The sequence below is a fragment of the Microbacterium hydrocarbonoxydans genome, assembly GCF_023715885.1.
Taxonomy (GTDB): Bacteria; Actinomycetota; Actinomycetes; order Actinomycetales; family Microbacteriaceae; genus Microbacterium; species Microbacterium hydrocarbonoxydans_C.
In genome coordinates this window covers 22,337-47,726 of sequence record NZ_JAMBOY010000004.1, presented here as the reverse complement: position 1 = coordinate 47,726, position 25,390 = coordinate 22,337, and the positions used below count along the sequence as shown (strand labels likewise).

Sequence of the window (25,390 nt, the reverse complement as noted above, 5' to 3'; positions counted from 1 at the left end):
GCACTCATGTCCCACGCGCTCCACAGCACCTTCAGCGGCGTGCTCGCCAGCATCCCCAGTCCGCCCGTCTCGTACTTCGACATCGGACCGCTGCGCATCCACTTCTACGCGCTGTGCATCATCGCCGGCATCATCGCGGCCGTGCTGCTCACGAACCGCCGCCTGACGCGACGCGGGGCGGAGCCGTGGGTTGTCATCGACATCTCCATCCTCGCCGTGCCGCTCGCGATCGTCGGCGCGCGCATCTTCCACGTGCTGACCCACCCGGGTTTCTACTTCGGCGAGGGCAAGAACACCTGGAACCCGTTCGAGCCCGGTTCGGTGTGGGCGATCTGGGAGGGTGGCATCGCGATCTTCGGCGCTCTCATCGGCGGCGCGATCGGCGCCTACCTCGGATGCCGGTGGACCGGCATCCGCTTCTGGACCTTCGCCGACGCCCTCGCACCCGGCCTCCTGCTCGCCCAGGCCATGGGCCGCTTCGGCAACTGGTTCAACCACGAGCTCTTCGGACTGCCGACCGACCTGCCGTGGGGTCTCGAGATCGAGTCCGACAACTCCGCCTTCCCGCCCGGACTCCCCGAGGGCACGCTCTTCCACCCGACATTCCTGTACGAGGTCATCTGGAACCTGCTCGGCGTCGTCGTCCTGCTCTGGCTCAGCCGCAAGGTCACGAGCCTGCAGTGGGGCCGCCTCTTCGCCATCTACCTGATCTGGTACAGCGCCGGTCGCGTGGTGTGGGAGTCGATCCGCATCGACCCGAGCGAGATCATCCTGGGCCTGCGCAGCAACGTCTGGGCCGCGATCGTCGGCATCGTCGTGGGTCTCGCGATCCTCGTCGTGCAGTCTCGTCGTCACCTCGGTCTGGAGCCCTCGCCGTACCAGCCGGGTCGCGGGCGGAAGGATCTGGACGCTGATGTAGACTCGCAGGACAATCCCTCCGACTTCGTGGACCTGAGTGAGCCTCCGTCCGAAGAAGTCGCCGCAGGAGCCAGCGCCACAAGCACCGGCCCCACGGACACGGTAGGCGCCCGATAGCCGACCGATCCGTGCGGACCCCATCGCATCCACCCGGCCAATGACGCCCCCGGGTCATCCGTAGATCTGAGGACGGTTCAGGTGTATTCGCAACCTCCCTTCGGTGCCTCCGGCGCCTACCCCCAGAAGCAGGGCATGTACAACCCGGCGTTCGAGAAGGACGCTTGCGGCCTCGCCATGGTCGCGACCCTGCGTGGTGAGGCGGGTCACGACATCATCGCGCTCGCCCTGGAGGCGCTGCGCAACCTCGAGCACCGCGGAGCCATCGGCTCCGACGCCGGAACCGGAGACGGCGCCGGGATCCTCACACAGATGCCCGACGCGTTCCTGCGCGCCGTGACCGACTTCGAGCTGCCGCCGATGGGGGAGTACGCGGCCGGCCTCGCCTTCCTGCCGCGCGACTCGAGCGTGCGCCGCGAGCAGAAGGCCGGCATCGAACGGATCGCGCGGTCCGAAGGACTCCGCGTGCTCGGCTGGCGCGAGGTCCCGACCGCCAACGAGCACCTCGGCAAGCTCGCAGACGAGGCCCGTCCGGCCTTCGAGCAGCTCTTCGTCAGCGCCGGGGGAGCGTCGCACTCCGACGCGCCGCTCACGGGCATCGCCCTCGACCGCGTCGCCTACCGTCTGCGCAAGCGCGCCGGCCACGAGCTCGGCGCCTACTTCGTCACCCTGTCCGCCCGCACGCTGGGGTACAAGGGCATGGTCACGACCCTGCAGCTCGAGCCGTTCTACCCCGACCTGCAGGATGAGCGGTTCATGTCTGAGCTCGCCGTCGTGCACTCCCGCTACTCGACGAACACCTTCCCGTCGTGGCCGCTGGCACAGCCGCTGCGCATGCTCGCCCACAACGGCGAGATCAACACCGTCGGCGGCAACCGCAACTGGATGCGCGCACGGCAGTCGCAGCTCGAGTCCGAGCTGCTGGGCGACGTCTCGCCGCTGCTGCCCATCTGCACCGACGGCGCGAGCGACTCCGCCTCTTTCGACGAGGTGCTCGAGCTGCTGACCCTGACCGGCCGCAGCCTGCCGCACGCCATCATGATGATGGTGCCGGAGGCCTACGAGAAGCAGTCGGACATCTCGCCCGAGCTGCGCGCCTTCTACGAGTACCACTCGAACCAGATGGAGCCATGGGACGGACCAGCCGCCCTCATCTTCACCGACGGCACGCTCGTCGGGGCGACCCTCGACCGCAACGGACTGCGTCCGGGTCGCTGGACGGAGACGACCGACGGCCTCATCGTCATCGGCTCCGAGACCGGCGTGCTCACGTTCGAGCCGGAGCGCATCAAGCGCCGCGGCCGCCTGCAGCCCGGCAAGATGTTCCTCGTCGACACCGCACAGCAGCGCATCATCGAGGATGAGGAGATCAAGCGCGACCTCGCCACGATGCACCCCTGGCAGGAGTGGCTGGATGCCGGAGCCGTGCGCCTCGCCGACCTCCCGGAGCGCGAGCACATCGTGCACCCGCCCGCATCCATCACGCGGCGCCAGCGCACCTTCGGCTACACCGAGGAGGAAGTCCGCATCCTCCTGACCCCCATGGGGCAGACCGGCGTCGAGCCGCTCGGCGCGATGGGATCCGACACCCCGATCGCGGTGCTGAGCAAGCGTCCTCGTCTGCTCTTCGACTACTTCACGCAGCAGTTCGCTCAGGTGACGAATCCGCCTCTCGACTCGATCCGCGAAGAGGTCGTCACGAGCCTCAAGCTCGGTCTCGGCCCGGAGAGCAATCTGCTGAGCTGGGGTCCGGATCACACCCGCACCGTGTCACTCGACTTCCCGGTGATCGACAACGACGAGCTGGCGAAGATCCGCCACATCGACAAGGCGCTGCCCGATCGCTCGAGCGTGACGATCAAGGGCCTGTACCACTTCGACGTCGGATCGAACACGCTCGAGAAGCGTCTCACCGAGATGTGCGACGAAGTCGACGAGGCGATCGCGAGCGGCGCGGAGTTCATCATCCTGTCCGACCGCGACTCGAACAAGGACCTCACTCCGATCCCGTCGCTCCTCATGGTCTCGGCGGTGCACCACCACCTCATCCGCCGTGAGAACCGCATGAAGGTCGGTCTGATCGTCGAAGCCGGCGACGTCCGCGAGGTCCACCACGTGGCAACCCTCATCGGCTACGGGGCCTCGGCGATCAACCCCTATCTCGCGATGGAGACGGTCGAGCACCTCGTGCGCACCGGGTACATCACCGGCATCAGCCCCGAGAAGGCCGTCAAGAACCTCATCTATGCGCTCGGCAAGGGCGTTCTGAAGATCATGTCGAAGATGGGCATCTCGACCGTGTCGTCGTACGCCGGCGCGCAGGTGTTCGAGGCCGTCGGCCTGAGCGAGGAGTTCATCGACAAGTACTTCACCCGCACCGAGTCGAAGCTCGGCGGAATCGGGATCGAGGAGATCTTCGCCGAGAACCAGGCCAGGCACGACTACGCCTATCCCGAGGATGCCGCGGCGCGCGCCCACGAGCGCCTGTGGAGCGGTGGCGAGTACCAGTGGCGTCGAGACGGCTCGCCGCACCTCTTCAACCCGGAGACGGTGTTCAAGCTGCAGCACTCCACGCGGGAGCGCCGATACGACATCTTCCGTCAGTACACGAAGCTGGTCGACGATCAAGCCGCCGAGCTCAAGACCCTGCGCGGTCTGTTCGCCCTCCGCACCGGCACCCGCAAGCCGGTGCCGATCGACGAGGTCGAACCCGTGTCGGCGATCGTCAAGCGCTTCTCGACCGGAGCGATGAGCTACGGCTCGATCTCCAAGGAGGCGCACGAGACCCTCGCCATCGCCATGAACCGTCTCGGCGGCAAGTCGAACACGGGAGAGGGCGGCGAGGACGTCGACCGGCTCATGGACCCCGAGCGCCGCAGCGCGATCAAGCAGGTCGCGTCCGGTCGCTTCGGCGTCACGAGCCTGTACCTCACCGAGGCGGACGACATCCAGATCAAGCTCGCACAGGGCGCCAAGCCCGGTGAGGGCGGGCAGCTGCCCCCGCAGAAGGTGTACCCGTGGGTGGCTCGTACCCGCGGCGGCACCCCAGGCGTCGGGCTCATCTCGCCGCCGCCGCACCACGACATCTACTCGATCGAGGACCTCAAGCAGCTCATCTTCGACCTGAAGAGGGCGAACCCCGAGGCGCGCATCCACACGAAGCTCGTCAGCCAGTCGGGCATCGGCGCGGTGTCGGCGGGCGTGGCGAAGGCTCTCAGCGACGTCATCCTCGTCTCGGGACATGACGGCGGCACGGGCGCGAGCCCGATGAACTCGCTCAAGCACGCGGGCACGCCCTGGGAACTCGGCCTGGCAGAGACGCAGCAGACGCTCATGCTCAACGGCATGCGCGACCGCGTGGTCGTGCAGGTAGACGGCCAGCTCAAGACGGGTCGAGACGTGATCATCGGCGCCCTGCTCGGGGCCGAGGAATTCGGCTTCGCGACGGCGCCGCTCGTGGTGAGCGGCTGCATCATGATGCGCGTCTGCCATCTCGACACGTGCCCCGTCGGCGTCGCTACGCAGAACCCGGTTCTGCGTGAGCGCTTCACGGGCAAGCCCGAGTTCGTCGTGAACTTCATGGAGTTCATCGCAGAGGAAGTGCGCGAGATCCTCGCCGAGCTGGGCTTCCGCTCGCTCGACGAGATCGTCGGACGCGCCGAGCTGCTCGAGGTGGATGCCGCCGTGGAGCACTGGAAGGCCGACGGTCTCGACCTCAGCCCCGTGCTGGAGGGCCCGGCATTCCCCGCGAGCGAGCCGCGCCGCAGCCGTCGTGCGCAGGACCACGAGCTCGACAAGCACTTCGACGTGCAGCTCATCGACATCGCGGGACCGGCGCTGCTGAACGGCGAGCCGGTGATCGCAGAGCTGCCCATCGCGAACACCGAGCGCGCGGTCGGCACCATGCTCGGCCACCAGGTCACGTCCCGCCACGGCGCCGACGGGCTGCCGCGCGGCACCATCGACGTCACGCTGCACGGCACGGCGGGCCAGTCCCTCGGGGCGTTCCTGCCGTCCGGCATCGTGCTCCGTCTCGAAGGAGACGCGAACGACTACGTCGGCAAGGGTCTCTCGGGTGGTGACATCACGATCCGTCCGCCCCGGGGTTCGCAGATCGCCCCGCACGAGAACGTCATCGCCGGCAATGTCATCGGATACGGCGCCACGGCGGGAACGATGTTCCTGTCGGGCGTCGTCGGCGAGCGATTCCTGGTGCGCAACTCCGGTGCCACGGCCGTCGTCGAGGGAGTGGGCGACCACGCACTCGAGTACATGACGGGCGGCGTCGCAGTGATCCTCGGCACGACCGGCCGGAACCTCGGTGCGGGCATGTCCGGGGGAGTGGCGTACATCCGCTCGCTCGACACGGGCAAGATCAACGCGCAGTCCCTGAGCAGCGGCGAGCTGCTTCTCGAGCCTCTCGACCGGGCGGATCTCGAGGTCCTGCGCAGTCTGATCGCCGAGCACGTGGAGCGGACGGCATCGCCGCTCGGCTCCGACCTCCTGGCGCGGTTCGATGAGATCGCCGGCCAGTTCACGAAGGTGCTTCCGCGCGACTACGCCGCGGTGCGGAGCATGCGCGAGGAAGCAGTCGCCGAGGGCATCGACCCCGACGGCGACGTCGTCTGGAACCGGATCCTGGAGGTGACCGGTGGCTGATCCCAAGGGTTTTCTGAAGGTCACGGAGCGCGAGGTGCCCGCGCGGCGCCCCGTTCCCGTGCGCATCATGGACTGGAAAGAGGTCTATGAAGCCGGCGATCAGGCCGTGCTCAAGCGCCAGGCCGGTCGGTGCATGGACTGCGGTGTGCCGTTCTGCCACCAGGGCTGCCCGTTGGGCAACCTGATCCCCGAGTGGAACGACCTCACCTGGCGCGGGGAGGGGCGCGCGGCGATCGACCGCCTGCACGCCACGAACAACTTCCCGGAGTTCACCGGTCGCCTGTGCCCGGCTCCCTGCGAGAGCTCGTGCGTGCTGGGAATCAACCAGCCGGCCGTGACGATCAAGCAGATCGAGCAGTCGATCATCGACGAGGCGTTCGCCAAGGGCTGGGTCGAGCCGCAGCCGCCCGCACGGCTGACGGGCAAGACGGTCGCCGTGGTCGGCTCAGGGCCCGCCGGCCTCGCCGCCGCGCAGCAGCTGACCCGCGCGGGTCACACCGTCGCGGTCTTCGAGCGCGATGATCGCATCGGCGGTCTGCTCCGCTACGGGATCCCCGACTTCAAGATGGAGAAGGGCCAGCTCGAGGCTCGTCTGCGCCAGATGCAGGAGGAGGGCACCCGCTTCCGCGCCGGCGTGGAGATCGGCAAGGACATCTCCTGGGCCGACCTGCGGGCGCGGTACGACGCGGTCGTCATCGCCACGGGCGCCACTGTCCCGCGCGACCTGGCCATCCCCGGCCGCGATCTCGACGGCGTGCACTTCGCGATGGAGTACCTCGTCGAGTCCAATCACGCGGTCGCCGGCGACAAGGTCCCCGAGCAGATCACCGCCGAAGGCAAGCACGTGATCGTCATCGGCGGCGGCGACACCGGAGCCGACTGCATCGGCACCGCGCACCGCCAGGGCGCTCTGAGCGTCACGAACCTCGCCATCGGCAAGCAGCCCGGCACCGAGCGCCCCGCGCACCAGCCCTGGCCGATGATGCCGACGGTCTTCGAGGTCTCGTCGGCGCACGAGGAGGGCGGTGAGCGCGTGTTCCTCGCCTCGACCGTCGAGTTCCTCGCGAACGAGGTCGGCGAGGTGCGTGCGCTCCGCGTGGCGGAGACCGAGTACGTCGACGGACGCCGTGTGCCGAAGAGCGGTACCGAGCGCGAGATTCCGGCCGACCTGGTGCTCATCGCGATGGGCTTCACCGGCCCCGAGCGGGATGGCTTCACCGACGACACGCGTCCGCAGCTCACCGATCGCGGCGCTTTCCAGCGTGATGACGGCTACGAGTCCAGCATCCCCGGTGTGTTCGTCGCGGGTGACGCCGGGCGCGGCCAGTCGCTCATCGTGTGGGCGATCGCCGAGGGGCGCGCCGCTGCTGCGAACGTCGATCGCTTCCTGATGGGAGAGACCGTGCTGCCCGAGCCGGTGGGTCCGCATCAAGTCGCGATCGGCCTCGCTCACGCGTAGGCTGAGCCAGGCACCGTCGCCCGATTTATATCCCCCTTCCCCCTGGAGAATCAGTTGAGACGCGCGAAAATCGTCGCCACCCTGGGCCCCGCAACTTCCACCTATGAGACCGTGCGTGCACTCATCGACGCCGGTGTGGACGTCGCCCGCCTGAACCTCAGCCACGGCGACTACTCCGTGCACGAGAACAACTACGCCAACGTGCGTCGTGCTGCGGAGGACGCCGGTCGTGCCGTCGCCATCCTCGTCGACCTGCAGGGCCCGAAGATCCGTCTCGGCCGCTTCGAGGATGGGCCCTACGAGCTCGCGGTGGGCGACATCTTCAAGATCACCACCGAGGACATCATCGGGAATCGCGAGATCTGCGGCACGACCTTCAAGGGTCTGCCGCAGGACGTGAAGGCCGGAGACTTCCTGCTCATCGACGACGGCAAGGTCCGCGTCGAGGTCGTCGACACCGATGGCGTGACCGTCACCACCCGCGTGGTCGTGGCCGGTGCCGTCTCGAACAACAAGGGCATCAACCTGCCCGGCGTCGCGGTCAACGTCCCGGCTCTCAGCGAGAAGGACGAGGACGACCTGCGCTGGGGTCTCCGCACCGGCGCCGACCTCATCGCGCTGTCGTTCGTGCGCAACGCGGCCGACGTCACCCGCGTGCACGAGATCATGGCGGAGGAGGGCGTCCGCGTCCCCGTCATCGCCAAGGTCGAGAAGCCGCAGGCAGTCGACGCGCTCGAGGGGATCGTCGACGCGTTCGACGCGATCATGGTCGCGCGTGGCGACCTCGGTGTCGAGCTGCCGCTCGAGGCGGTGCCGATCGTGCAGAAGCGTGCCGTCGAGCTCGCGCGCCGCATGGCCAAGCCGGTCATCGTGGCGACGCAGATGCTCGAGTCGATGATCAACAGCCCGGTGCCCACACGCGCCGAGACCTCCGATGTCGCCAACGCCGTGCTCGACGGCGCCGACGCCGTCATGCTCTCGGGCGAGACCAGCGTGGGCGACTACCCGGTGGTCGTCGTCGAGACGATGGCTCGCATCATCGAGTCCACCGAGGAGCACGGTCTCGAGCGCATCGCTCCGCTCACCGCCAAGCCCCGTACGCAGGGTGGTGCCATCACTCTCGCGGCGCTCGAGGTCGCCGAGTTCGTCGAGGCGAAGTTCCTCTGCGTCTTCACCCAGTCGGGCGACTCGGCTCGCCGCCTGTCGCGTCTGCGTTCGCGCATCCCGATGCTCGCGTTCACGCCGGAGCCCGACATCCGTCGTCGCATGGCGCTCACCTGGGGCATCCAGTCGACGCTCGTCGACATGGTGCAGCACACCGACCTGATGTACCTGCAGGTCGACGACTACCTCCTTTCGAACGGCCTCGCCGCCGAAGGCGACAAGGTGGTCGTGATCTCCGGATCCCCTCCCGGGATCGTGGGATCCACCAACGACATCCGCGTGCACAAGGTCGGGGATGCCGTGAACGGCGCCGCTCCGATCTACAAGGAAGCGACGGTCTGACCGCATCCATCGGTCACGGAGGGGTGGGACTGCGGTCCCACCCCTCCGTCGTCTGCCGACGATGCTCACGGTTGTCAAGGCATTCACCGCCCTCCGCCTCTCTGGATAGCGTGAGAAGATGAGCACAGCCCGGCAGCGGATCATCGTCGCCGGTCATGCTCTCCGCATCGCCGCATGCGGCCCCCTCTCGGGGCCGACGTACGTCCTCGTCCACGGCATCGGCATGTCGCACCGGTACTTCGCGCCGCTGCGCGACGCCCTGCGGCGCAGAGGCCGGGTGATCACGGTCGACCTGCCCGGCTTCGGCGGACTGCCGGCACCCGACGAGGATCTCGACGTCGCCGGGATGGGCGGTGTCCTCGGCGAGATGCTCGAGGTGCTCGAGCTCACCCGCGTCGTGCTCGTGGGGCATTCGATGGGCGCGCAGTGGGCGCTGGAGGCGGCAGCGGCCGCACCGGACCGCGTGGACGGGCTCGTCCTCATCGGGCCGGTCGTCGACGAGGCGCACCGGTCGCTTCCGGCTCAGGCCGTCGCCCTCGCCGTCGATACGTTGCGGGAGGCGCCGGTCGTCAACGCCCTCGTCTTCTGCGACTATCTCCGCTCCGGACCGCGGTGGTACCTGAAGCAGGCGCGTCACATGACCGCCTACAGCACCGAGGCCGCCGTCGCGCGCGCGACCCCGCCGATGCTTCTGATGCGCGGCGGCCTCGACGCCGTCGCCGGGGAGCGCTGGGTGCGACGTCTGCGCTCCGCAGCGAAAGCAGCGGAGATGGTCGAGCTCTCGGATCAACCGCACAACGTGCAGTACACGGCGGCACGGGAAGTGGCCGAGGCGATCGCCCGCTTCGCGCAGGGGCTGAACGGACGTGCTCCGTCGCGCATGCCCGAGAGGGGACGGACGACATCGACGCACTGAGGCGCTTGACATGGTGGATCGCCGACTACGCGTACGCCGCGGCCTGGCAGCTGCGGGCGGCGGTCGATCGCACGGATCCCCGCGATTTCGCAGACGGAACGGGCGTGCCGATCGTCATGCTGCCCGGTGTGTACGAGACGTGGCGCTTCATGCAGCCGATGATCGCCGCTCTGCACGCTCGCGGGCACCCCGTCCACGTGCTCGACGCATGGAGGCACAACAGGCGGCCGGTCGACGAGGCCGCAGGCATCCTCACCGCATTCCTCGAGGCGGCGGGAATGACCGACGTCGTGCTGGTCGCGCACAGCAAGGGCGGACTGGCCGGCAAGACAGCGATGATCGGCCGGGCCGGCTCACGGATCCGCGGCATGGTCGCGATCTCGACGCCTTTCCGCGGGTCGCGGTACGCCCGCTGGATGCCGGTACGCGGCCTTCGCGCGCTCGCACCCACGCACCCGTCGATCCTGGCGCTCGGGCGTCATCTCGACGCGGACTCGCGAATCGTATCCGTCTACGCTCGATTCGACCCGCACATCCCGGAGGGCAGCGAGCTCGCCGGCGCGCGCCGCAACGTGCGGTTGGACACCGGAGGTCACTTCCAGGTGCTGGCCGATCCACGCGTCATCGCGGAGATCGCGACCATGTCGGAGAACTGATCGACGGTCATCGGCAGGTGGAAGGCGGCGGATGCCCGGCGCTGACCGCCGAGAGCCAGCCGAGCATGTCGGGCAGAGCGGCGTAGGCGGCCAACCCGTGATTTACACCCGGGTAGCGATGGAAGCCGACTCTCGTGTCCTGTTGGCAGAGGAGGGCCACATAGTCCTCGGTCGCCGCCGGCTTCACCAGTTCGTCGGCGAGGCCCTGCCCGACGAACACCGGAACACGGATCGGCGACGACCCGGCGCTGTTCTCCTGGAGCAGCGTCTTCCACGGCTCGGTCGTCGCGGGGTCGCTCGTGACGTAACGTCCGACCAGCGGGTCGGCGATCGCATGGATCTCCTTGTTCTGCGAAAGCAGACACATATCGGCCATCTGCGGGGTGGCCGCCGCTCCGCCCGGTGTGAGGATTGCCGAGAGTTCGTCTGCGCGGTACTGGTCGGCGTACGCCGCCTCGTACGCGGGGATCGCGTAGGAGGCGATCGTGACGCCGGAGACGTTCACGATGTCGTCGCTCATGAGCTCGGTCAGATCAGCCGCGGGGGCGGCGACGGCGACCCCGCGCACGGTCAGGTCCGGCGCGTACCGCTCTGCTCGTTCGGCTGCGAAGAGCACGGCCTGCCCGCCCTGCGAGTGTCCCCACAGGATGACGTCCGTGCCGATCTCGGCGGCGTCGATGTCGTGCGCCGCGCGCACGGCGTCGAGGATGCTGTTCGATTCCGGGACGCCGAGCAGATACGAGGATGCGCCGGCCACGCCGAGCCCGGGGTAGTCCGCGGCCACGACGGCGTATCCCTCGAGGAGGAACTCGTGCAGACCCTCGATGAGCTGGAAGGGATCGACGTCGAGTGACGGCGCGCACTGCGTCGCAGCCCCCGTCGTGGGGTGCCCCCAGGCGATGACGGCCCGCCCGCGCCCGGGGGCCGGGGTATCCGGCACGACCACGACCGCCGAGGCCGCGACGTCGGATCCGTCGATATCGCGCGTGTGGTAGATCACTCGCCAGGCCGTCGACCCGAGCGGTGCGCTGTCGATCTCCTCGAGGCGGACGATGTCTCCGGGCTCGCCTTCGGGCAACGGATCGGGGATCCGGTAGAAGGTCCTGTCGCTGGCGAGATCGGCCTCGCCCTCGATGTGCCGACGGATCGCGTCGACCGCGAGGACTCCGCCGATCACCATGACGACGATCAGCCCGATCACGAACCCGCGCCGATGGCGTCGACTGCGGCTCCAGATGTCGACGGTCGAGGGAGGGCGCATGTGACGTGTCTATCGCATCGGCGCCGTCGCCGGAAGCCGAGGCCGCTTGCGTGCGGCGAGGTGATGCGCAAGACCCTTCCGCCCGTCGGCGCCCGCAGTAGGTTCGGAGAACGCACGAGAGGACGATCCATGACCGATCACGACGACGAACTGGCCGATGTCTGGGACGACTGGCGACGAGATGTGAACATGGCGCCGAAAGAACTCGAGCAGTGGCTGGAGACCGAGGAATCTCGATCCGTCGGCGATTCTGACGGCGGCGAATCGACGGGGCACAGGTCCGGACGCCGTATCGTCACGCTGCTGCGGAAGAAGAAGACGGAACTCACGCGCGACGACATCGCGTGGATGCGGAAGGTCGTCGGCTACGTGGCTCGTCATGGAGCGCAGCGGCCGCACGGAGACGTCACGGAGACGCGATGGCGATACTCGCTCATGAACTGGGGTCATGACCCGCTGAAGGATGAGGGATGACGACTGTGGTGCCGGCGGTGGGACTCGAACCCACACGCCCTCTCGGACAAAGCATTTTGAGTGCTCCGCGTCTGCCATTCCGCCACGCCGGCCCGTGTGTCGCGTCTACGACTGTATCGCAGCGCAGGTGCACAGACGTGCGACCTTCGGGGTCGGTCGGGTGACTCTCCACTAGGATGGAGTGCGTGACAGAGCAAGAACAGGCTGAGCAGCCCCCGGCATCCGCCCCCCGACGCGTGGTCGTCGCCGAGGACGAGTCGCTGATCCGTCTCGACATCGTCGAGATCCTCCGCGACAACGGCTTCGATGTGGTCGGCGAGGCCGGAGACGGCGAGACCGCGGTCGCTCTCGCCACAGAGCTGCGACCCGACCTCGTGATCATGGACGTCAAGATGCCTCAGCTCGACGGCATCAGCGCTGCCGAGAAGCTGCACAAGGGCAACATCGCCCCCGTGGTCCTGCTCACGGCGTTCAGCCAGAAGGAGCTCGTGGAGCGAGCGAGCGAGGCCGGCGCGCTGGCGTACGTCGTCAAGCCGTTCACCCCCAACGACCTGCTGCCCGCGATCGAGATCGCGCTCGCCCGTCACGAGCAGATCATCACGCTCGAGGCCGAGGTCGCCGACATGGTGGAGCGCTTCGAGACGCGCAAGCTCGTCGACAGGGCCAAGGGCCTGCTGAACGAGAAGATGGGGCTCTCGGAGCCCGAAGCCTTCCGCTGGATCCAGAAGGCGTCGATGGATCGTCGTCTCACGATGCAGGACGTCGCGAAGGCGATCATCGAGCAGCTCGCTCCGAAGAAGTAGTCGGTGCCCCGGCTCGACGCGGACCATGTCCTGCGTCTCGTCCAGCCGGGTGACGGCGCGCCGCTCGCTCGTGCCTACACGACGAATCGCGAGCATCTCGCATCCTGGGAGCCGGTGCGGAACGACGAGTTCTACACGGCGGCGTGGCAGGAGCGGCACGTCGATCAGTGCGTCGCCGATGTGGACTCCGGGCGTGGCTATCGGTTCGTCCTCGTGTCGGATGACGGAGAGATCCGCGGACGGATGAACCTCAACAACGTCGTACGAGGGGCGTTTCGCAGCGCCGATGTCGGCTACTGGATCGACGCATCACGACTGCGGCGCGGTCTGGCCGGCCGGGGAGTCGCGGAGCTCGTCCGATTCGCCGAGCAGGAGCTGTCGTTGCATCGCCTGCAGGCGGCGACGCTCCTCGACAACGTCGCATCGCAGCGGGTTCTCAACGGCGCCCGGTTCACCGAGATCGGACTCGCCCCGCAGTACCTGCACATCGCGGGGGAGTGGCGCGATCATCTCCTCTTCCAGCGGATACTCGCGTGACTCTCGCGAGCGTTCGACCGGATCGGGTCAGGCCGGTGCGTCCTTGATCATGTTGGTGATCCGGATGGTGGAGCAACGGCGTCCCTGATCGTCGGTGACGACGATCTCGTGCACGGTGATGCTGCGGCCGAGATGCACCGGAGTGCAGACGCCGGTGACCACACCGGACGTCGCGGACCGGGTGTGCGTGGCGTTGATGTCGACTCCGACAGCGAGGCGTCCTGGGCCGGCGTGCAGGTTGGCGGCCATGGACCCGAGGGACTCGCCGAGCACCACGTACGCGCCACCGTGCATCAGGCCGACGGGCTGCGTGTTGCCCTCGACCGGCATCGTCGCGACGCACCGCTCCGTGTCGAACTCGAGGAACTCCATCCCCATCTTCTCGGCGAGGGCTCCCATGCCGCGAGCCGACGCCCAGTCGAGTCCCTGACTCGTCGCGGTGGTGTCGCTCATGAATCCTCCTCAGCGGGTGTCTGTCGTCCTCGTTAGGCTGACAGGGTGACGGACTCCGCAAAGCCTACCCTCATGGTCGTCGACGGCCATTCGCTCGCCTACCGCGCCTTCTTCGCTCTGCCGGTCGACAACTTCACGACGAAGGACAACCAGCACACGAACGCCATCTACGGCTTCCTCTCGATGCTGGTGAACCTCATCAAAGCCGAGCAGCCGACGCACCTGGCCATCGCCTTCGACACGTCGCGTCACTCCTTCCGCACCGACGAGTACCCGGAGTACAAGGCGACACGTTCGGAGACGCCTCAGGAGTTCCGCGGACAGATCCCGCTGCTCCAGGACTGCCTCGCCGCGATGTCGATCCCGGTGCTCACGAAGGAAGGGATCGAGGCCGACGACATCCTCGCGACGCTGTCGACGCAGGGAGCGGAGCAAGGGTACGAGGTCCTCGTCGTGTCGGGTGATCGCGACACGATCCAGCTCGTGAACGACGAGATCACGCTGCTGTACCCGAACGTGCAGGGCGTCTCTCAGCTCAAGCGGTACGACCCGGCCACGGTCCAGGAGCGATACGGCGTGCGTCCCGAGCAGTACCCCGACATCGCCGCGCTGGTCGGTGAGACCAGCGACAACCTCCCGGGAGTGCCGAAGGTGGGAGAGAAGACGGCGGTCAAGTGGCTCACCCAGTTCGGATCGCTCGATGAGCTGCTCGACCGGGCGGACGAGATCAAGGGCGTTGTCGGCGGCAACCTGCGTGAGCACATCGAGGACGTGCGTCGGAACCGGAAGCTGAATCGACTGCTCCGCGACGTCGAGCTCCCCGTCGCACCCGCCGATCTGGCCGTCTCACCGATCGATGCGCAGGCCGTCCGTGACATCTTCGCCCGCCTGGAATTCCGCACCCTGCTTCCGCGGGTGTTCGACGCCGTGGGCGCAGGCGAGGTCGCCGACGACCCGGCGACCGTCGTGGATCTGCCCGCTCCGATCGAGGTCGCGGCCGACGAGTTCCTCTCCTGGGCGGAGTCGCAGAGTGAAGTGGCCGTCCGCCTGGTTCTGCAGAGCGGTGCCCCGAGCCGGATCGGCGCCGCAACCGAGACCGAGCTGCGGGAGCTGGACTGGAACGACGACACCGCGACCTCACTTCGCGGCTGGCTCGAATCCGACCGGCCGAAGGTCATCCACGACGCGAAGCCGCAGGTGAAGGCTCTCCTGCGGCTCGGCATCCGCCTCTCCGGACTCGCCTACGACACGAGCCTCGCCGGCTGGCTGCTGCGCCCGAGCTTCCCCGACAAGACGCTCGGCGACCTCGTCGAGCGGTACCTGGACGAGAAGCTGCCCGAGGCCGACCCCACCCAGCTGGTGCCCGAGACGGAAGGAGCGACACCGTCGCAAGAGGCCTGGTTCGCGCTGCGAGTCGCGGCTGCTCTGCGTGATGACATCCCGGAATCGGTCGCCAACGTGCTCACCGACATCGAGCTTCCGACGCTGTTGACCCTGGCCGACATGGAGGTCTCCGGCGTGGCGGTGTCGCACGAGGTGCTGTCGACCTTCTCGTCCGAGCTGGCCACGCGCGCGGAGGGCATCGCGCAGGAGGCGTTCGGCATCGTCGGTCGCGAGTTCAACCTCGGCTCGCCGAAGCAGCTCCAGGAGGTGCTCTTCGACGACCTGCAGCTCCCGAAGACCCGCAAGACGAAGACGGGCTACTCGACGGATGCCGCGGTCCTCGCCGACCTGCAGGAGTCGCATCCACATCCGTTCCTGGGCCTGCTCCTCCAGCACCGCGAGGCGACCAAGCTCCGCCAGATCATCGAGTCGCTCGACGTCGCGATCGGTGCGGACCAACGGGTCCGCACCACCTACGTGCAGACGGGAAGCCAGACCGGGCGGCTCTCGAGCACCGACCCCAACCTGCAGAACATCCCCGTCCGCACCGAGGAGTCGCGTCGCATCCGCAGCGCCTTCCGGGTCGGGGAGGGGTACGAGGCACTGCTCACCGCCGACTACTCGCAGATCGAGATGCGCATCATGGCGCACCTCTCCGGCGATGAAGGGCTCATCGAGGCCTTCAACAGCGGCGAGGACCTGCACCGGTTCGTCGGCGCTCGCGTCTTCGGCGTCGATCCCGCCGACGTCACGGCAGCGATGCGCACGAAGGTCAAGGCGATGTCGTACGGGCTCGTCTATGGACTGTCGGCATTCGGTCTGTCGAAACAGCTGCGCATCGAGCAGTCCGAGGCGAAGCAGCTGATGGTCGAGTACTTCGCACGATTCGGGGCGGTGCGCGACTACCTCCGGGCGTCGGTGCTCGCAGCGCGCGAGGTGGGGTACACCGAGACGATCTTCGGTCGCCGACGCCCGTTCCCGGACTTGACCTCGCCGAACCGCGTGCTGCGTGAGAACGCGGAGCGGGCGGCGCTCAATGCACCCATCCAGGGGAGCGCTGCCGACATCATGAAGATCGCCCTGTTCCACATCCACGACGACCTGCGCTCGGAGGGGCTCGCATCCCGCGTGCTGCTCCAGATCCACGACGAACTCGTCGTGGAGGTCGCGCCTGGAGAGTGGGACGCGGCTGAGCGCATCGTCCGCCAGCGCATGGGCGACGCCGCAGACCTCACCGTCCCGCTCGACGTGCAGGTCGGTCGCGGGCAGGACTGGAACGAGGCGGCGCACTGACGAGACGACGCCGCTGCCGGGTGGGTGACGCCGGCGTCGTCCGGCTACGCTGAAGGGATGACTTCTCAGCCCCGCACTCCCTCTGCCATCGACAAGGTCGCCGATGAATGGGTCGACACGCTGGTGCAGTTGGCGCCGACGCTCGGCACGTACATCGGTCGCGACGAGGTCAACGACCGCTTCGGCGACCTGAGCCCCGAAGGTCAGGAGAGCATCGCCGCAGCAACGCGCGCGACCCTCGCCAAGCTGTCGTCGTTGGAGCCTGTGGACGCCGTCGACGAGGTCACGAAGGCCGATCTCACCGCGGAGCTCACTCTCGATCTCGAGCTTCACGAGGCGAACTGGCACCTTCGCGACCTCAACGTCATCGCATCCGCCGCGCAGGATGTGCGATCCGCGTTCGACCTGATGCCCACGGCCACCATGGAGGACTGGTCGGTGATCGCCACCCGCCTCGCCGCCGTGCCGGACGCTCTGCGCGGATACACGGAGACCCTCCGTGCCGGCATCGCCGCCGGTGTGATGCCCGCACGCCGTCAGGTCGTCGAGGTCGCCACGCAGATCGACCGCTACATCGCCGACGACGGATTCTTCGCGGCCTTCGTCGCAGACGCGTCGCCCGAGGACGGGAACCTTCCGGCATCCCTCGCCCGCACCCTCGCGGACAACTCCGCGTCGGCACGCGTCGCCTATGGAGCGCTTCGGCGTTTCCTGGCGGAAGAGCTCGCCCCAGCGGCCGGTGAGCAGGATGCCGTGGGGCGTGAGCTCTACGCGCTGAACTCGCGGCGATTCCTCGGTGCCACCATCGACCTCGACGAGACCTACGAGTGGGGCCGCGAAGAGCTCGAGCGCATGGTCGCCGAGCAGACCGCGATCGCGAACGAGATCCTGCCCGGGGCGTCCGTCGAGGAGGCCGTCGCTCATCTCGAAGCGGATCCGGCTCGCAAGCTGGTGGGCACGGAGGCGCTGCAGCGCTGGATGCAGGAGACGAGCGACCGAGCAGTGGCCGAGCTCGGCGCCACGCACTTCGAGATTCCGGAGGCCATCCGCACGCTCGAGTGCATGATCGCCCCCACGCAGGAGGGCGGCATCTATTACACCGGGCCGACCGACGATTTCTCGCGTCCGGGTCGCATGTGGTGGTCCGTCCCCGAGGGAGTGACCGAGTTCGACACCTGGCGCGAGCTCACCACCGTCTATCACGAGGGCGTCCCCGGCCATCACCTGCAGATCGCGCAGGCCGTGTACAACCGCGCCGAGCTGAACTCCTGGCGTCGTCTGCTCGCGGGGACCTCGGGCCACGCCGAGGGCTGGGCGCTCTACGCGGAGCGCCTGATGGAGCAGCTCGGCTACCTCGACGACCCGGCCGATCGCCTCGGCATGCTCGACGGACAGCGCATGCGCGCAGCGCGCGTCGTGCTCGACATCGGCGTGCACCTCGGCAAGCCGCGTCTCGACGGCGAAGGCACCTGGGACGCCGCCTACGCACTCGACTTCATGCGCAAGAACGTGAACATGTCCGATCAGTTCGTGCAGTTCGAGGTGAACCGCTACCTGGGCTGGCCGGGTCAGGCCCCGTCGTACAAGGTCGGTCAGCGCATCTGGGAACAGGTCCGTGACGCCTACCGGGCGGAGAAGGGCGCGGACTTCGATATCAAGGAGTTCCACAAGCGGGCGCTCGACATGGGCGGCGTCGGACTCGACACCCTCCGTACGGCGCTGCTCAGTCGCTGACGGGAATGTCCGCGCGCAGCCGGGTGTTCATTCACCTGAATAGAAGGAGCTGACATGGACATCGAGTTCGGGCTGGACACGTTCGGAGACATCACTCGCGACGCCGAGGGAGAGCTGCTCACGGGCGCGCAGACCATTCGGAACGTCGTGGAGCAGGCGGTGCTCGCCGACTCGGTGGGCGTCGACTACTTCGGGGTAGGGGAGCACCACCGCTCGGAGTTCGCGATCTCATCCCCGGAGATGGTGCTCGCCACCATCGCCGGGCGCACGGAGCGGATGCGGCTCGGGACTGCGGTGACGGTTCTGTCCTCCGACGACCCCGTTCGCGTGTTCGAGCGCTTCTCGACCCTCGATGCCCTGTCTGACGGGCGGGCCGAGGTCGTGCTCGGCCGCGGCTCGTTCATCGAATCGTTCCCGCTGTTCGGCTACGACCTCCGCGACTATGACGCGCTGTTCGAGCAGAAGCTCGAGCTGTTCGTCGAGCTTCTGAAGGAGGAGCCGGTCACCTGGTCGGGAAGCATGCGCGCCTCGCTGGAGAACGCCGATGTGTTCCCCAAGACCGAGAAGGGCCTTCGCACCTGGGTCGGCGTCGGCGGCAGCCCCGAGTCCGTCGTGCGCGTCGCTCGGCACGGCCTCGGACTCATGCTCGCGATCATCGGCGGCCCCGCAGGCCGGTTCAAGCCGTTCGTCGATCTGTACCATCGGTCCGTCGCGTCGTTCGGCACCACCGCACAGCCGATCTCCGTGCATTCGCCCGGACACATCGCCGAGACCGACGAAGAGGCCTGGGAGGCCGCCTACTCCGGCTTCGAGGCGATGAACAACACGATAGGCGCGGAGCGCGGCTGGCCGCCGTACAGTCGGGCGCGTTTCCAGAACGACGTCGGCCCCGCCGGCGCGATCTACGCCGGCTCGCCCGATCGGGTCGCCGCCAAGATCGCCGACACCGTCACCACACTGGGTCTCGGCCGCTTCGACTTGAAGTACTCCACTGGCACCATCTCGCATGAGGCCTTGATGCGAAGCGTCGAACTGTACGGGACCGAGGTGATCCCGCGTGTGCGGAGGCTCCTCGCCCAGAACGACTGAGGCGCACGACGGGAATCGTAGGGGCGCTCTGACGCCCCTACGATGGGGTCATGGCACAACCCGTCCTGCCGAGCCGTGAGTCGCTCGCCGGCCGTCTCGATGACCTGCCGTTCACGCGGCGACACCTGCGGCTGCTGACCGGTTCCGGCGTCGGCTGGGCGCTCGATGCCATGGACGTCGGGCTCATCTCGTTCGTCCTCGCGGCCCTCACCCAGCAGTGGGGCCTGACGAAGACCGACGCCGGGTGGGTCGCGTCTGTCGGCTTCATCGGCATGGCGCTCGGCGCCACCCTCGGCGGCCTGCTCGCGGATCGACTCGGTCGCCGCCAGGTCTTCGCGCTGACTCTGCTCGTCTACGGCGTCGCAACGGGGGCCAGCGCTCTCGTCGGCGGTCTGGCGGCGCTTCTCGTGCTGCGGTTCCTGGTCGGTCTGGGTCTCGGCGCCGAGCTGCCGGTCGCGTCGACATACGTGAGCGAGTTCGCGCCCGCACGCATCCGCGGGCGCCTCATCGTCTTCCTCGAGGCGTTCTGGGCGCTCGGGTGGACCGCGGCGGCGGTGATCGGATACTTCGTGATTCCGGCGTCCGAGAACGGCTGGCGGTGGGCATTCGCGCTCGGCGCGATCCCCGCGCTCTACGCGCTGATCGTGCGGTGGGGACTGCCCGAGTCACCGCGCTGGCTCGCTTCGAAGGGTCGCATCGCCGAGGCCGACCGCATCGTCTCGGCGTTCGAGGTCGACGCGGAGATCGAACGGACCCCGGCGATCCGCAAGGAGCCGGCGACGCAGCAGATCGCCGTGACCGTGCGGGCACGGCTGTCCGCTCTGTGGAGTGGGGAGTTCCGAGTCCGCACCGCGTGTCTCTGGCTGGTCTGGCTCTGCGTGAACTTCGCGTACTACGGCGCCTTCATCTGGATCCCGAGCATCCTCGTCGACGCCGGGTTCGATCTCGTACGGTCGTTCGGCTTCACCCTCATCATCACGCTCGCGCAGCTCCCTGGCTACGCGGTCGCGGCGTGGCTGATCGAAGTCTGGGGGCGCCGCATCACGCTGTCGGTCTTCCTGATCGGCTCCGCCGCCTCCGCCGTCTTCTTCGGTACGTCGACCACCGAGGTCGCGATCATCGCATCGGGGATGGCGCTGTCGTTCTTCAACCTCGGCGCCTGGGGTGCGCTGTACGCGGTGACGCCCGAGATCTATCCCACATCGCTGCGGGGAACCGGCGCGGGCTGGGCGGCAGGTGTGGGTCGTCTCGCGTCGATCGCCGCACCGCTTGCTGTCCCCGTGCTGCTCGTCGCCGGAGGAGTGCCGACCCTGTTCGTCGTGTTCGGGGCGTGCTTCGTCATCGCGGCCGCTGCCGCCTGGGGTCTGACCGACCGCGGGGGAGTCGCGCTCGACGATCGCTGAGCCGCACGGCGTCGTTCCGCCAATATGCTGGCGAGGTGACAGATGTGCGGTACGTGGCCATCGGCGACTCCTTCACCGAGGGGGTAGGCGACGTCCTGCCCGACGGACGAGAACGAGGGTGGGCCGATCTCGTCGCGCAGGGATGGGCGGATGCAGCAGGACACCCGATCCGGTATGCGAATCTCGCGATCCGCGGGAAGCTGGCCTGGCCGATCGTCGAGCAGCAGCTGGAGCCCGCGTTGGCGCTGCGTCCGACGCACCTCTCGTTCAACGGCGGCGGCAACGACATGCTGCGTCCGCGATCCGACCTCGAGCACATCGCGGACGCGTTCAGTCGCGTGCTCCGTCGGTGCGACGAGGAGGGGGTGACTCTGATCCTGCTGTCGGGCGCGAATCCCAGCGGCCAGCTGCCCATGGGCACCGTCGTCCAGCGCCGCGGAGACCTGCTCTCCGAGGCGGTGCTGCGGCGTGTCGAGGACCGCCCCGACGTCGTGCGGGCGCTCAACTGGCCCGACCGGGAGCTCGCCCGATCGCCGTACTGGTCGGAGGATCGTCTGCACATGAACGCGGCCGGTCACCACCGCGTGGCGGCACGGGTGCTCCATGCGCTGGGATTCGAGCCGCCAGCGGCCTGGTGGTCTCCGACCGCCGCCGCGATGGCGGGTCCGTCCGGACTGGCTTACTACCGGGAGTTCGTCGGCCCGTGGGTGCGTCGACGCCTGACGCGTACCTCGTCGGGGGACGGGCGCGCGGCGAAGTACCCGACCTGGGTCGAGCGGGTGCCGGGCGCGTGACCGATATCGAGATGCGGAGCCTGTCGCAGGGGCGGGTGACGCTGCACGACGCGCGACGCAAGGCAGAGCGCACCGTGGAACTGGAGAGCTTCGAGATCGGCGTGTTCGCTGTGACCGAGGAGCAGCTGGCGGAGATCCTTCCTGTGCCGTCGCGGCATCCTCGGCGCCCGGCCGTCGACGTGAGCTGGTTTCGGGCCGTGCACTTCTGCAACGCGGCATCCGAGTGGGAGGGGCTCGATCCGGTGTACCACTTCGACGGTGAGGACGTCGAGTGGGACGTCACTGCGGGCGGGTACCGGCTGCCCACCGAGGCGGAGTGGGAATACGCCTGCCGCGGGATCGGTCGGACCGCACTACGCGTCACTCTCGGATGCCGCGTGGACGAGTGCCGACGGCATCCGCGCACCACGCGACGTCGGCGGCAAGCTCCCGAACCTCTTCGGGTTGTTCGACACGCTCGGGAACACGTGGGAGTGGTGCTGGGACCTGCTCGATCCTGAGCGGTACGGCGACTACCGGGTCTTCCGCGGGGGCGGGTTCGCCGATGAGGCCTGGAGCGTCCGGGCCTCCGTGCGCCGCGGCGGGTCTCCCCGCACAGCCCAGGACGACATCGGGTTCCGAGTCGCGCGAGGCGAGTTCGACCGCCCGGGAGCTGCCCAGGGCTGGTCGGCGCAAGACGATCGAGAGCGGTCGTTCTCGGACGGTCCGATCCCTTTCGGCTGGACACCGCTGCGCCGTTCTCAGCGCTGACTCGGGCCGACAAGGGACGGCCGAGGCGCCGTTTTGCCCGGTATACGGGATGGGTGCGAAGCTGAGAGGATGACCTCCCGCTTCTCGCTCATAGTCTCCCAGGGCCGCGTCGCCGATCGCACGGATGGCGCGCTCGTGGGCGCTCGTCTCGTGGGAGAGCGGCTCGCCGAGTTCCTCGGCACGGCGCCGCAGACGATCGGCTCTCCGAGCGCGTCGAGGACCGACGACTGGACGAGCGCGCTACCCGAGGCCGAAGAGACGCTGCACGGACTCCGGGATGCCGTGAGCGCTGCCATCGATGGGGGTCGGGTGCCCCTGCTCGCCACGAACACGTGCGCCGCGAGCCTCGGCACTCTGCCCACCGTCGCCGAGCGGTATCCCGATGCGGTCGTGCTCTGGATCGATGCACACGGTGACTTCAACACCCCGGACACCACCGAGTCCGGGTACCTGGGCGGGATGGTGCTCGCCGCCGCGAGTGGTCTCTGGGACGGCGGGCACGGCGCGGGGATCGATCCGTCGCGCGTCGTGATCGTCGGGGGACGGGACATCGATCCGGCCGAGGCCGAGCTCCTCGCGGATTCGGGAGCGACGGTGCTCGCTCCGGCGGACAGCACCCCGGCGCGCGTGCTCGAACTCGTAGACGGCCGTCCGGTATGGATCCACGTCGACTGGGACGTGCTCGAACCGGGGTACATTCCCGCTGCCTACCGTGTCGGCGACGGCCTGCTGCCGCACCAGATCGCGGCGATCTTCGCCGCTCTGCCGTTCGACGCCGTGAAGGGCGTCGAACTGGCGGAGTTCGAAGCAGGCGACGCCGAGGTGCCGGAGCGAGTCAGCCTCGAACTCATCATCGAGACGTTTCAGCACCTGCTCCGCTGAGACGGGCGCGGCCCTCAGCGGCGACGTTCGGGATCCAGACCCATCCGGATGCGGGTGCGCTTGCGCTCGATGAGGATGAACGTCATGCCGACGAGCCAGAGCGGGATCGGCATCAGGAACGCGACGCGGAACGCCTCCAGCGAGTACGTCTCGGGCGTACCCGCGCCCTGCAGATCGAGCGCGAGACCGATCAGGAAGATCGCGATCAGTGCGGCGATGAAGCCGCCCGCGTTCGTCACACCGGTCGCGGTGCTCAGGCGGTGCGTGGGGTTGTGAGTGCGCGCGTGGTCGAACGCGATCATGCTGGCGGGACCGCCCGTGGCCAGCGCCACCGCCAGCACGTAGAGCAGCCAGACCGGGGCCGGCCCGGGAAGCGCGATCACGGTCGTCCACGCGATGATCTGCAGGGCCACGGCGGGGAGGACGAGCGCATAGGAGCGCTGGTTCGGCAACCGACGCGACAGCTCTCCGATGACCGGCCCCAGCGCCATTCCGGCGACGACGTAGACCGAGATGATGCCGGCGGCGTGGGACGTGTCGAGTCCCTGCGCCGCGGTGAGGAACGGCATGCCCCAGAGCAGGATGAACGCCGTGCCCGCGAAGGGCGTCGTGAAGTGCGACCAGAAGGCGAGACGCGTGCCGGGGTGCGCCCATGCGGCGCGGATGCCGACGCCGGTGTCGATCGCGGATGTGACCACCCGCACCACGCCGGTGTCGGTGTTGACGGAGACATCGGCATCCCGCTCCGGCGGGTGATTGCGGATGACGACCGCCACGAGCACCGTGAAGAGAGCCCCCAGGCCCGCGATGCTTCCGAACGTCACGGTCCACGTCGTCGCGTGCAGCAGTGCGGCAAGCGGTACGAGGGCGATGAGCTGACCGGCTTGCCCGATGATCCCCGTGAACTGCACCATGATCGGGCCGCGCTGCGCAGGGAACCAGGTGGCCACGAGGCGCAGGACGGCCGGAAACACGGCAGCGTCGCCTGCGCCGAGCAGGATACGGGCGAAGATCGCGATGCCGATGCTGGGGGAGAGGGCCATCGTCAGCTGCCCCAGAGCCATGAGCAGCATGCCCGCCGTCATGATCGGCCGGGAGCCGTAGCGATCGAGCAGGATGCCGATGGGGATCTGCATTCCGCCGTAGACCGCGAGCTGCACCACGGCGAAGAGCGCAAGCGTGGAGGCATCTGCCATGAATCGATCGGCCGCGTCGACGCCGACTGCGCCGAGAGACGTGCGGTTCGTGATCGCGAGGACGTAGGCGGCGACACCCACCGACCAGATCAGCCAGGCCTTCCACCCCGGGCTCGAAGCGGGGGAGAGGGCAGCCGACGTCACCCCTCCACGCTACTCCTGGTCGGGGACGGCTCCGATCGCCACCTTAGACCTCGAACACCTCGAGCATCTGAGAGACGGAACGCCCGTGGGCGAGCTGTGCGACACAAGCGGCGAGCTCGGAGTGCACCTGCACGACCGTCGCTCCGCTCGAGATCCACCGCTCACCGGACCGGCTGAGTTCGAGGTCGGGGGAGACGTGGGCGTCGGGGAGGGCTTCCCACCCTTTCGCGGCGCGAACGGCCGCGCCGACCATCCCGACGAGCCACGCCTCGCCGAATGCGTGGGGTCGGAGCGAGGCGATCGGCCCACCGCCCCCGCGGAAGACCTGGAACATGGTGTCGGCGCGACGCACGACCCAGTCGTCATCGCCGTGGGTGAACTCGCAGGCGACATCGGCGTGCAGCGTGATGTCGGCCCCGAGCCGGCGAAGTGCTTCGACGCAGGCGGTGCTCAGCAGCCGTCCGTCGAGCTCGCGTTCCCGGCGACGCAGCTCTGCCCGGTACTTCTCGCGCGCGATCGGCGCATACTCTTCGTCCAGCGCCCTCCGGTCGGGTCGCTCGCCGCGCGCGAGGCGGTCGAACAGCCACGCCGGGTCGATCTGTGCGAAGTAGCGGAAGAAGACGTCGACCGGTCCGCGCGTGAGCTTCCGGTCAGCGACGACCAGTTGCACACCGTGATCGATGGACCACACAGCTGAGGTCACACCGTCGACGACAGCGACCCAGGACCATCCGGGAGACTCGATCTCGGGTGAGGATCGTTCAATGGCCGCGCTGAGCACCGTTCCTCGCGGGACGGAGACCACGCCGGCGTGCGAGACGACGTCGTCGCCCATGGCGACGCTGTCCCGGTCGACGTGGAGTTCGAGGGAGCGGGGGCGAAGCATGGATCGAGCCTAGTCATGTGTCGGTTCTCGCTGATCTGACATAATGTGCATTATCGGTTACTCTTTGTTCGCGCACG

19 protein-coding genes, 1 tRNA gene and 1 pseudogene are annotated in these 25,390 nt (G+C 68.3%); 16 read left to right on the top strand and 5 right to left on the bottom strand.

What is annotated here, in order from left to right:
* Nucleotides 1-6 precede the first annotated feature (6 nt).
* The 6 genes from lgt (at nt 7) to M3195_RS11650 (ending at nt 10,231) form a co-directional block, all read left to right on the top strand.
* Complete coding sequence (gene lgt / locus M3195_RS11675; RefSeq protein ID WP_251587685.1) at nt 7-1,035, top strand: prolipoprotein diacylglyceryl transferase; 1,029 nt, start codon at nt 7-9, stop codon at nt 1,033-1,035.
* 135 nt (nt 1,036-1,170) lie between these two features.
* Nucleotides 1,171-5,694 carry a glutamate synthase large subunit gene (gene gltB / locus M3195_RS11670; protein ID WP_251588250.1) on the top strand — a complete coding sequence of 1,508 codons (4,524 nt, stop codon included), beginning with the start codon at nt 1,171-1,173 and terminating at the stop codon, nt 5,692-5,694.
* Nucleotides 5,687-7,153: a glutamate synthase subunit beta gene (locus tag M3195_RS11665; RefSeq protein ID WP_251587677.1), complete on the top strand. Its 1,467-nt coding sequence runs from the start codon at nt 5,687-5,689 to the stop codon at nt 7,151-7,153. The genes gltB and M3195_RS11665 overlap by 8 nt, the downstream gene beginning before the upstream one ends.
* Nucleotides 7,154-7,207: 54 nt before the next feature.
* Nucleotides 7,208-8,659, top strand: coding sequence for a pyruvate kinase (pyk, locus tag M3195_RS11660; RefSeq protein ID WP_251587674.1), 1,452 nt, complete (start codon nt 7,208-7,210; stop codon nt 8,657-8,659).
* 118 nt (nt 8,660-8,777) lie between these two features.
* A complete protein-coding gene (locus M3195_RS11655) occupies nt 8,778-9,575 on the top strand; it encodes an alpha/beta fold hydrolase (RefSeq protein WP_251587671.1) in 798 nt (265 codons plus the stop codon).
* Nucleotides 9,576-9,580: 5 nt separating this feature from the next.
* Complete coding sequence (locus M3195_RS11650; protein WP_251587669.1) at nt 9,581-10,231, top strand: esterase/lipase family protein; 651 nt, start codon at nt 9,581-9,583, stop codon at nt 10,229-10,231.
* 7 nt (nt 10,232-10,238) lie between these two features.
* On the opposite strand, the gene M3195_RS11645 is transcribed toward M3195_RS11650, so the two are convergent.
* On the bottom strand, nt 10,239-11,492 hold the full coding sequence (locus tag M3195_RS11645; RefSeq protein WP_251587667.1) for an alpha/beta fold hydrolase: 1,254 nt from the start codon (nt 11,490-11,492) through the stop codon (nt 10,239-10,241).
* A 129-nt stretch (nt 11,493-11,621) separates the two neighbouring features.
* On the opposite strand from M3195_RS11645, the gene M3195_RS11640 reads away from it, so the two are divergent.
* A complete protein-coding gene (locus tag M3195_RS11640) occupies nt 11,622-11,966 on the top strand; it encodes a DUF3140 domain-containing protein (RefSeq protein ID WP_251587665.1) in 345 nt (114 codons plus the stop codon).
* Nucleotides 11,967-11,972: 6 nt separating this feature from the next.
* On the opposite strand, the gene M3195_RS11635 is transcribed toward M3195_RS11640, so the two are convergent.
* Nucleotides 11,973-12,058: transfer RNA gene (locus tag M3195_RS11635), tRNA-Leu, on the bottom strand.
* An 84-nt stretch (nt 12,059-12,142) separates the two neighbouring features.
* Here M3195_RS11635 and M3195_RS11630 point away from each other — a divergent pair.
* Nucleotides 12,143-12,769 carry an ANTAR domain-containing response regulator gene (locus M3195_RS11630; protein WP_285885893.1) on the top strand — a complete coding sequence of 209 codons (627 nt, stop codon included), beginning with the start codon at nt 12,143-12,145 and terminating at the stop codon, nt 12,767-12,769.
* A gap of 3 nt (nt 12,770-12,772) precedes the next feature.
* Entirely contained in the window at nt 12,773-13,306 is a 534-nt protein-coding gene (locus M3195_RS11625; protein WP_251587661.1) for a GNAT family N-acetyltransferase, read from the top strand.
* Between the two features lie 27 nt (nt 13,307-13,333).
* Here the strand turns inward: M3195_RS11625 and M3195_RS11620 are convergent, their stop codons facing one another.
* Entirely contained in the window at nt 13,334-13,759 is a 426-nt protein-coding gene (locus M3195_RS11620) for a hotdog fold thioesterase (protein ID WP_251587659.1), read from the bottom strand.
* A gap of 45 nt (nt 13,760-13,804) precedes the next feature.
* Here M3195_RS11620 and polA point away from each other — a divergent pair, with 45 nt between their 5' ends.
* From polA to M3195_RS11585, 7 genes and pseudogenes are all read left to right on the top strand, one after another.
* On the top strand, nt 13,805-16,435 hold the full coding sequence (gene polA, locus M3195_RS11615) for a DNA polymerase I (protein WP_251587658.1): 2,631 nt from the start codon (nt 13,805-13,807) through the stop codon (nt 16,433-16,435).
* A gap of 57 nt (nt 16,436-16,492) precedes the next feature.
* Nucleotides 16,493-18,169, top strand: a complete 1,677-nt coding sequence (locus M3195_RS11610; RefSeq protein ID WP_251587654.1) for a DUF885 domain-containing protein — start codon at nt 16,493-16,495, stop codon at nt 18,167-18,169.
* 54 nt (nt 18,170-18,223) lie between these two features.
* Nucleotides 18,224-19,258 (top strand): LLM class flavin-dependent oxidoreductase, encoded by a 1,035-nt coding sequence (locus M3195_RS11605; RefSeq protein WP_251587653.1) that lies wholly within the window; start codon nt 18,224-18,226, stop codon nt 19,256-19,258.
* A gap of 50 nt (nt 19,259-19,308) precedes the next feature.
* The gene (locus M3195_RS11600; RefSeq protein ID WP_251587652.1) at nt 19,309-20,661 is read left to right on the top strand and encodes an MFS transporter; all 1,353 of its coding nucleotides are present in this window, start codon (nt 19,309-19,311) and stop codon (nt 20,659-20,661) included.
* A gap of 44 nt (nt 20,662-20,705) precedes the next feature.
* Nucleotides 20,706-21,455: an SGNH/GDSL hydrolase family protein gene (locus tag M3195_RS11595; RefSeq protein ID WP_251588249.1), complete on the top strand. Its 750-nt coding sequence runs from the start codon at nt 20,706-20,708 to the stop codon at nt 21,453-21,455.
* Nucleotides 21,456-21,466: 11 nt separating this feature from the next.
* Nucleotides 21,467-22,205: pseudogene (locus M3195_RS11590) on the top strand (formylglycine-generating enzyme family protein).
* A gap of 69 nt (nt 22,206-22,274) precedes the next feature.
* Nucleotides 22,275-23,087, top strand: coding sequence for an arginase family protein (locus tag M3195_RS11585; protein WP_251587650.1), 813 nt, complete (start codon nt 22,275-22,277; stop codon nt 23,085-23,087).
* 14 nt (nt 23,088-23,101) lie between these two features.
* On the opposite strand, the gene M3195_RS11580 is transcribed toward M3195_RS11585, so the two are convergent.
* Nucleotides 23,102-24,427 carry an MFS transporter gene (locus M3195_RS11580; protein WP_251587648.1) on the bottom strand — a complete coding sequence of 442 codons (1,326 nt, stop codon included), beginning with the start codon at nt 24,425-24,427 and terminating at the stop codon, nt 23,102-23,104.
* Nucleotides 24,428-24,470: 43 nt separating this feature from the next.
* A complete protein-coding gene (locus tag M3195_RS11575; protein WP_251587646.1) occupies nt 24,471-25,313 on the bottom strand; it encodes a hypothetical protein in 843 nt (280 codons plus the stop codon).
* Nucleotides 25,314-25,390: the final 77 nt, after the last annotated feature.

What these genes read in the sequence shown, in the direction of transcription:
- M3195_RS11640 (WP_251587665.1), top strand. Translation starts at nt 11,622, where the DNA reads ATGACCGATCACGACGACGAACTGGCCGATGTCTGGGACGACTGGCGA.
- M3195_RS11585 (WP_251587650.1), top strand. Translation starts at nt 22,275, where the DNA reads ATGACCTCCCGCTTCTCGCTCATAGTCTCCCAGGGCCGCGTCGCCGAT.
- M3195_RS11655 (WP_251587671.1), top strand. Translation starts at nt 8,778, where the DNA reads ATGAGCACAGCCCGGCAGCGGATCATCGTCGCCGGTCATGCTCTCCGC.
- M3195_RS11610 (WP_251587654.1), top strand. Translation starts at nt 16,493, where the DNA reads ATGACTTCTCAGCCCCGCACTCCCTCTGCCATCGACAAGGTCGCCGAT.
- lgt (WP_251587685.1), top strand. Translation starts at nt 7, where the DNA reads ATGTCCCACGCGCTCCACAGCACCTTCAGCGGCGTGCTCGCCAGCATC.
- M3195_RS11645 (WP_251587667.1), bottom strand. Translation starts at nt 11,492, where the DNA reads ATGCGCCCTCCCTCGACCGTCGACATCTGGAGCCGCAGTCGACGCCAT.
- M3195_RS11630 (WP_285885893.1), top strand. Translation starts at nt 12,143, where the DNA reads ATGGAGTGCGTGACAGAGCAAGAACAGGCTGAGCAGCCCCCGGCATCC.
- gltB (WP_251588250.1), top strand. Translation starts at nt 1,171, where the DNA reads ATGTACAACCCGGCGTTCGAGAAGGACGCTTGCGGCCTCGCCATGGTC.
- M3195_RS11605 (WP_251587653.1), top strand. Translation starts at nt 18,224, where the DNA reads ATGGACATCGAGTTCGGGCTGGACACGTTCGGAGACATCACTCGCGAC.
- M3195_RS11600 (WP_251587652.1), top strand. Translation starts at nt 19,309, where the DNA reads ATGGCACAACCCGTCCTGCCGAGCCGTGAGTCGCTCGCCGGCCGTCTC.
- M3195_RS11575 (WP_251587646.1), bottom strand. Translation starts at nt 25,313, where the DNA reads ATGCTTCGCCCCCGCTCCCTCGAACTCCACGTCGACCGGGACAGCGTC.
- M3195_RS11620 (WP_251587659.1), bottom strand. Translation starts at nt 13,759, where the DNA reads ATGAGCGACACCACCGCGACGAGTCAGGGACTCGACTGGGCGTCGGCT.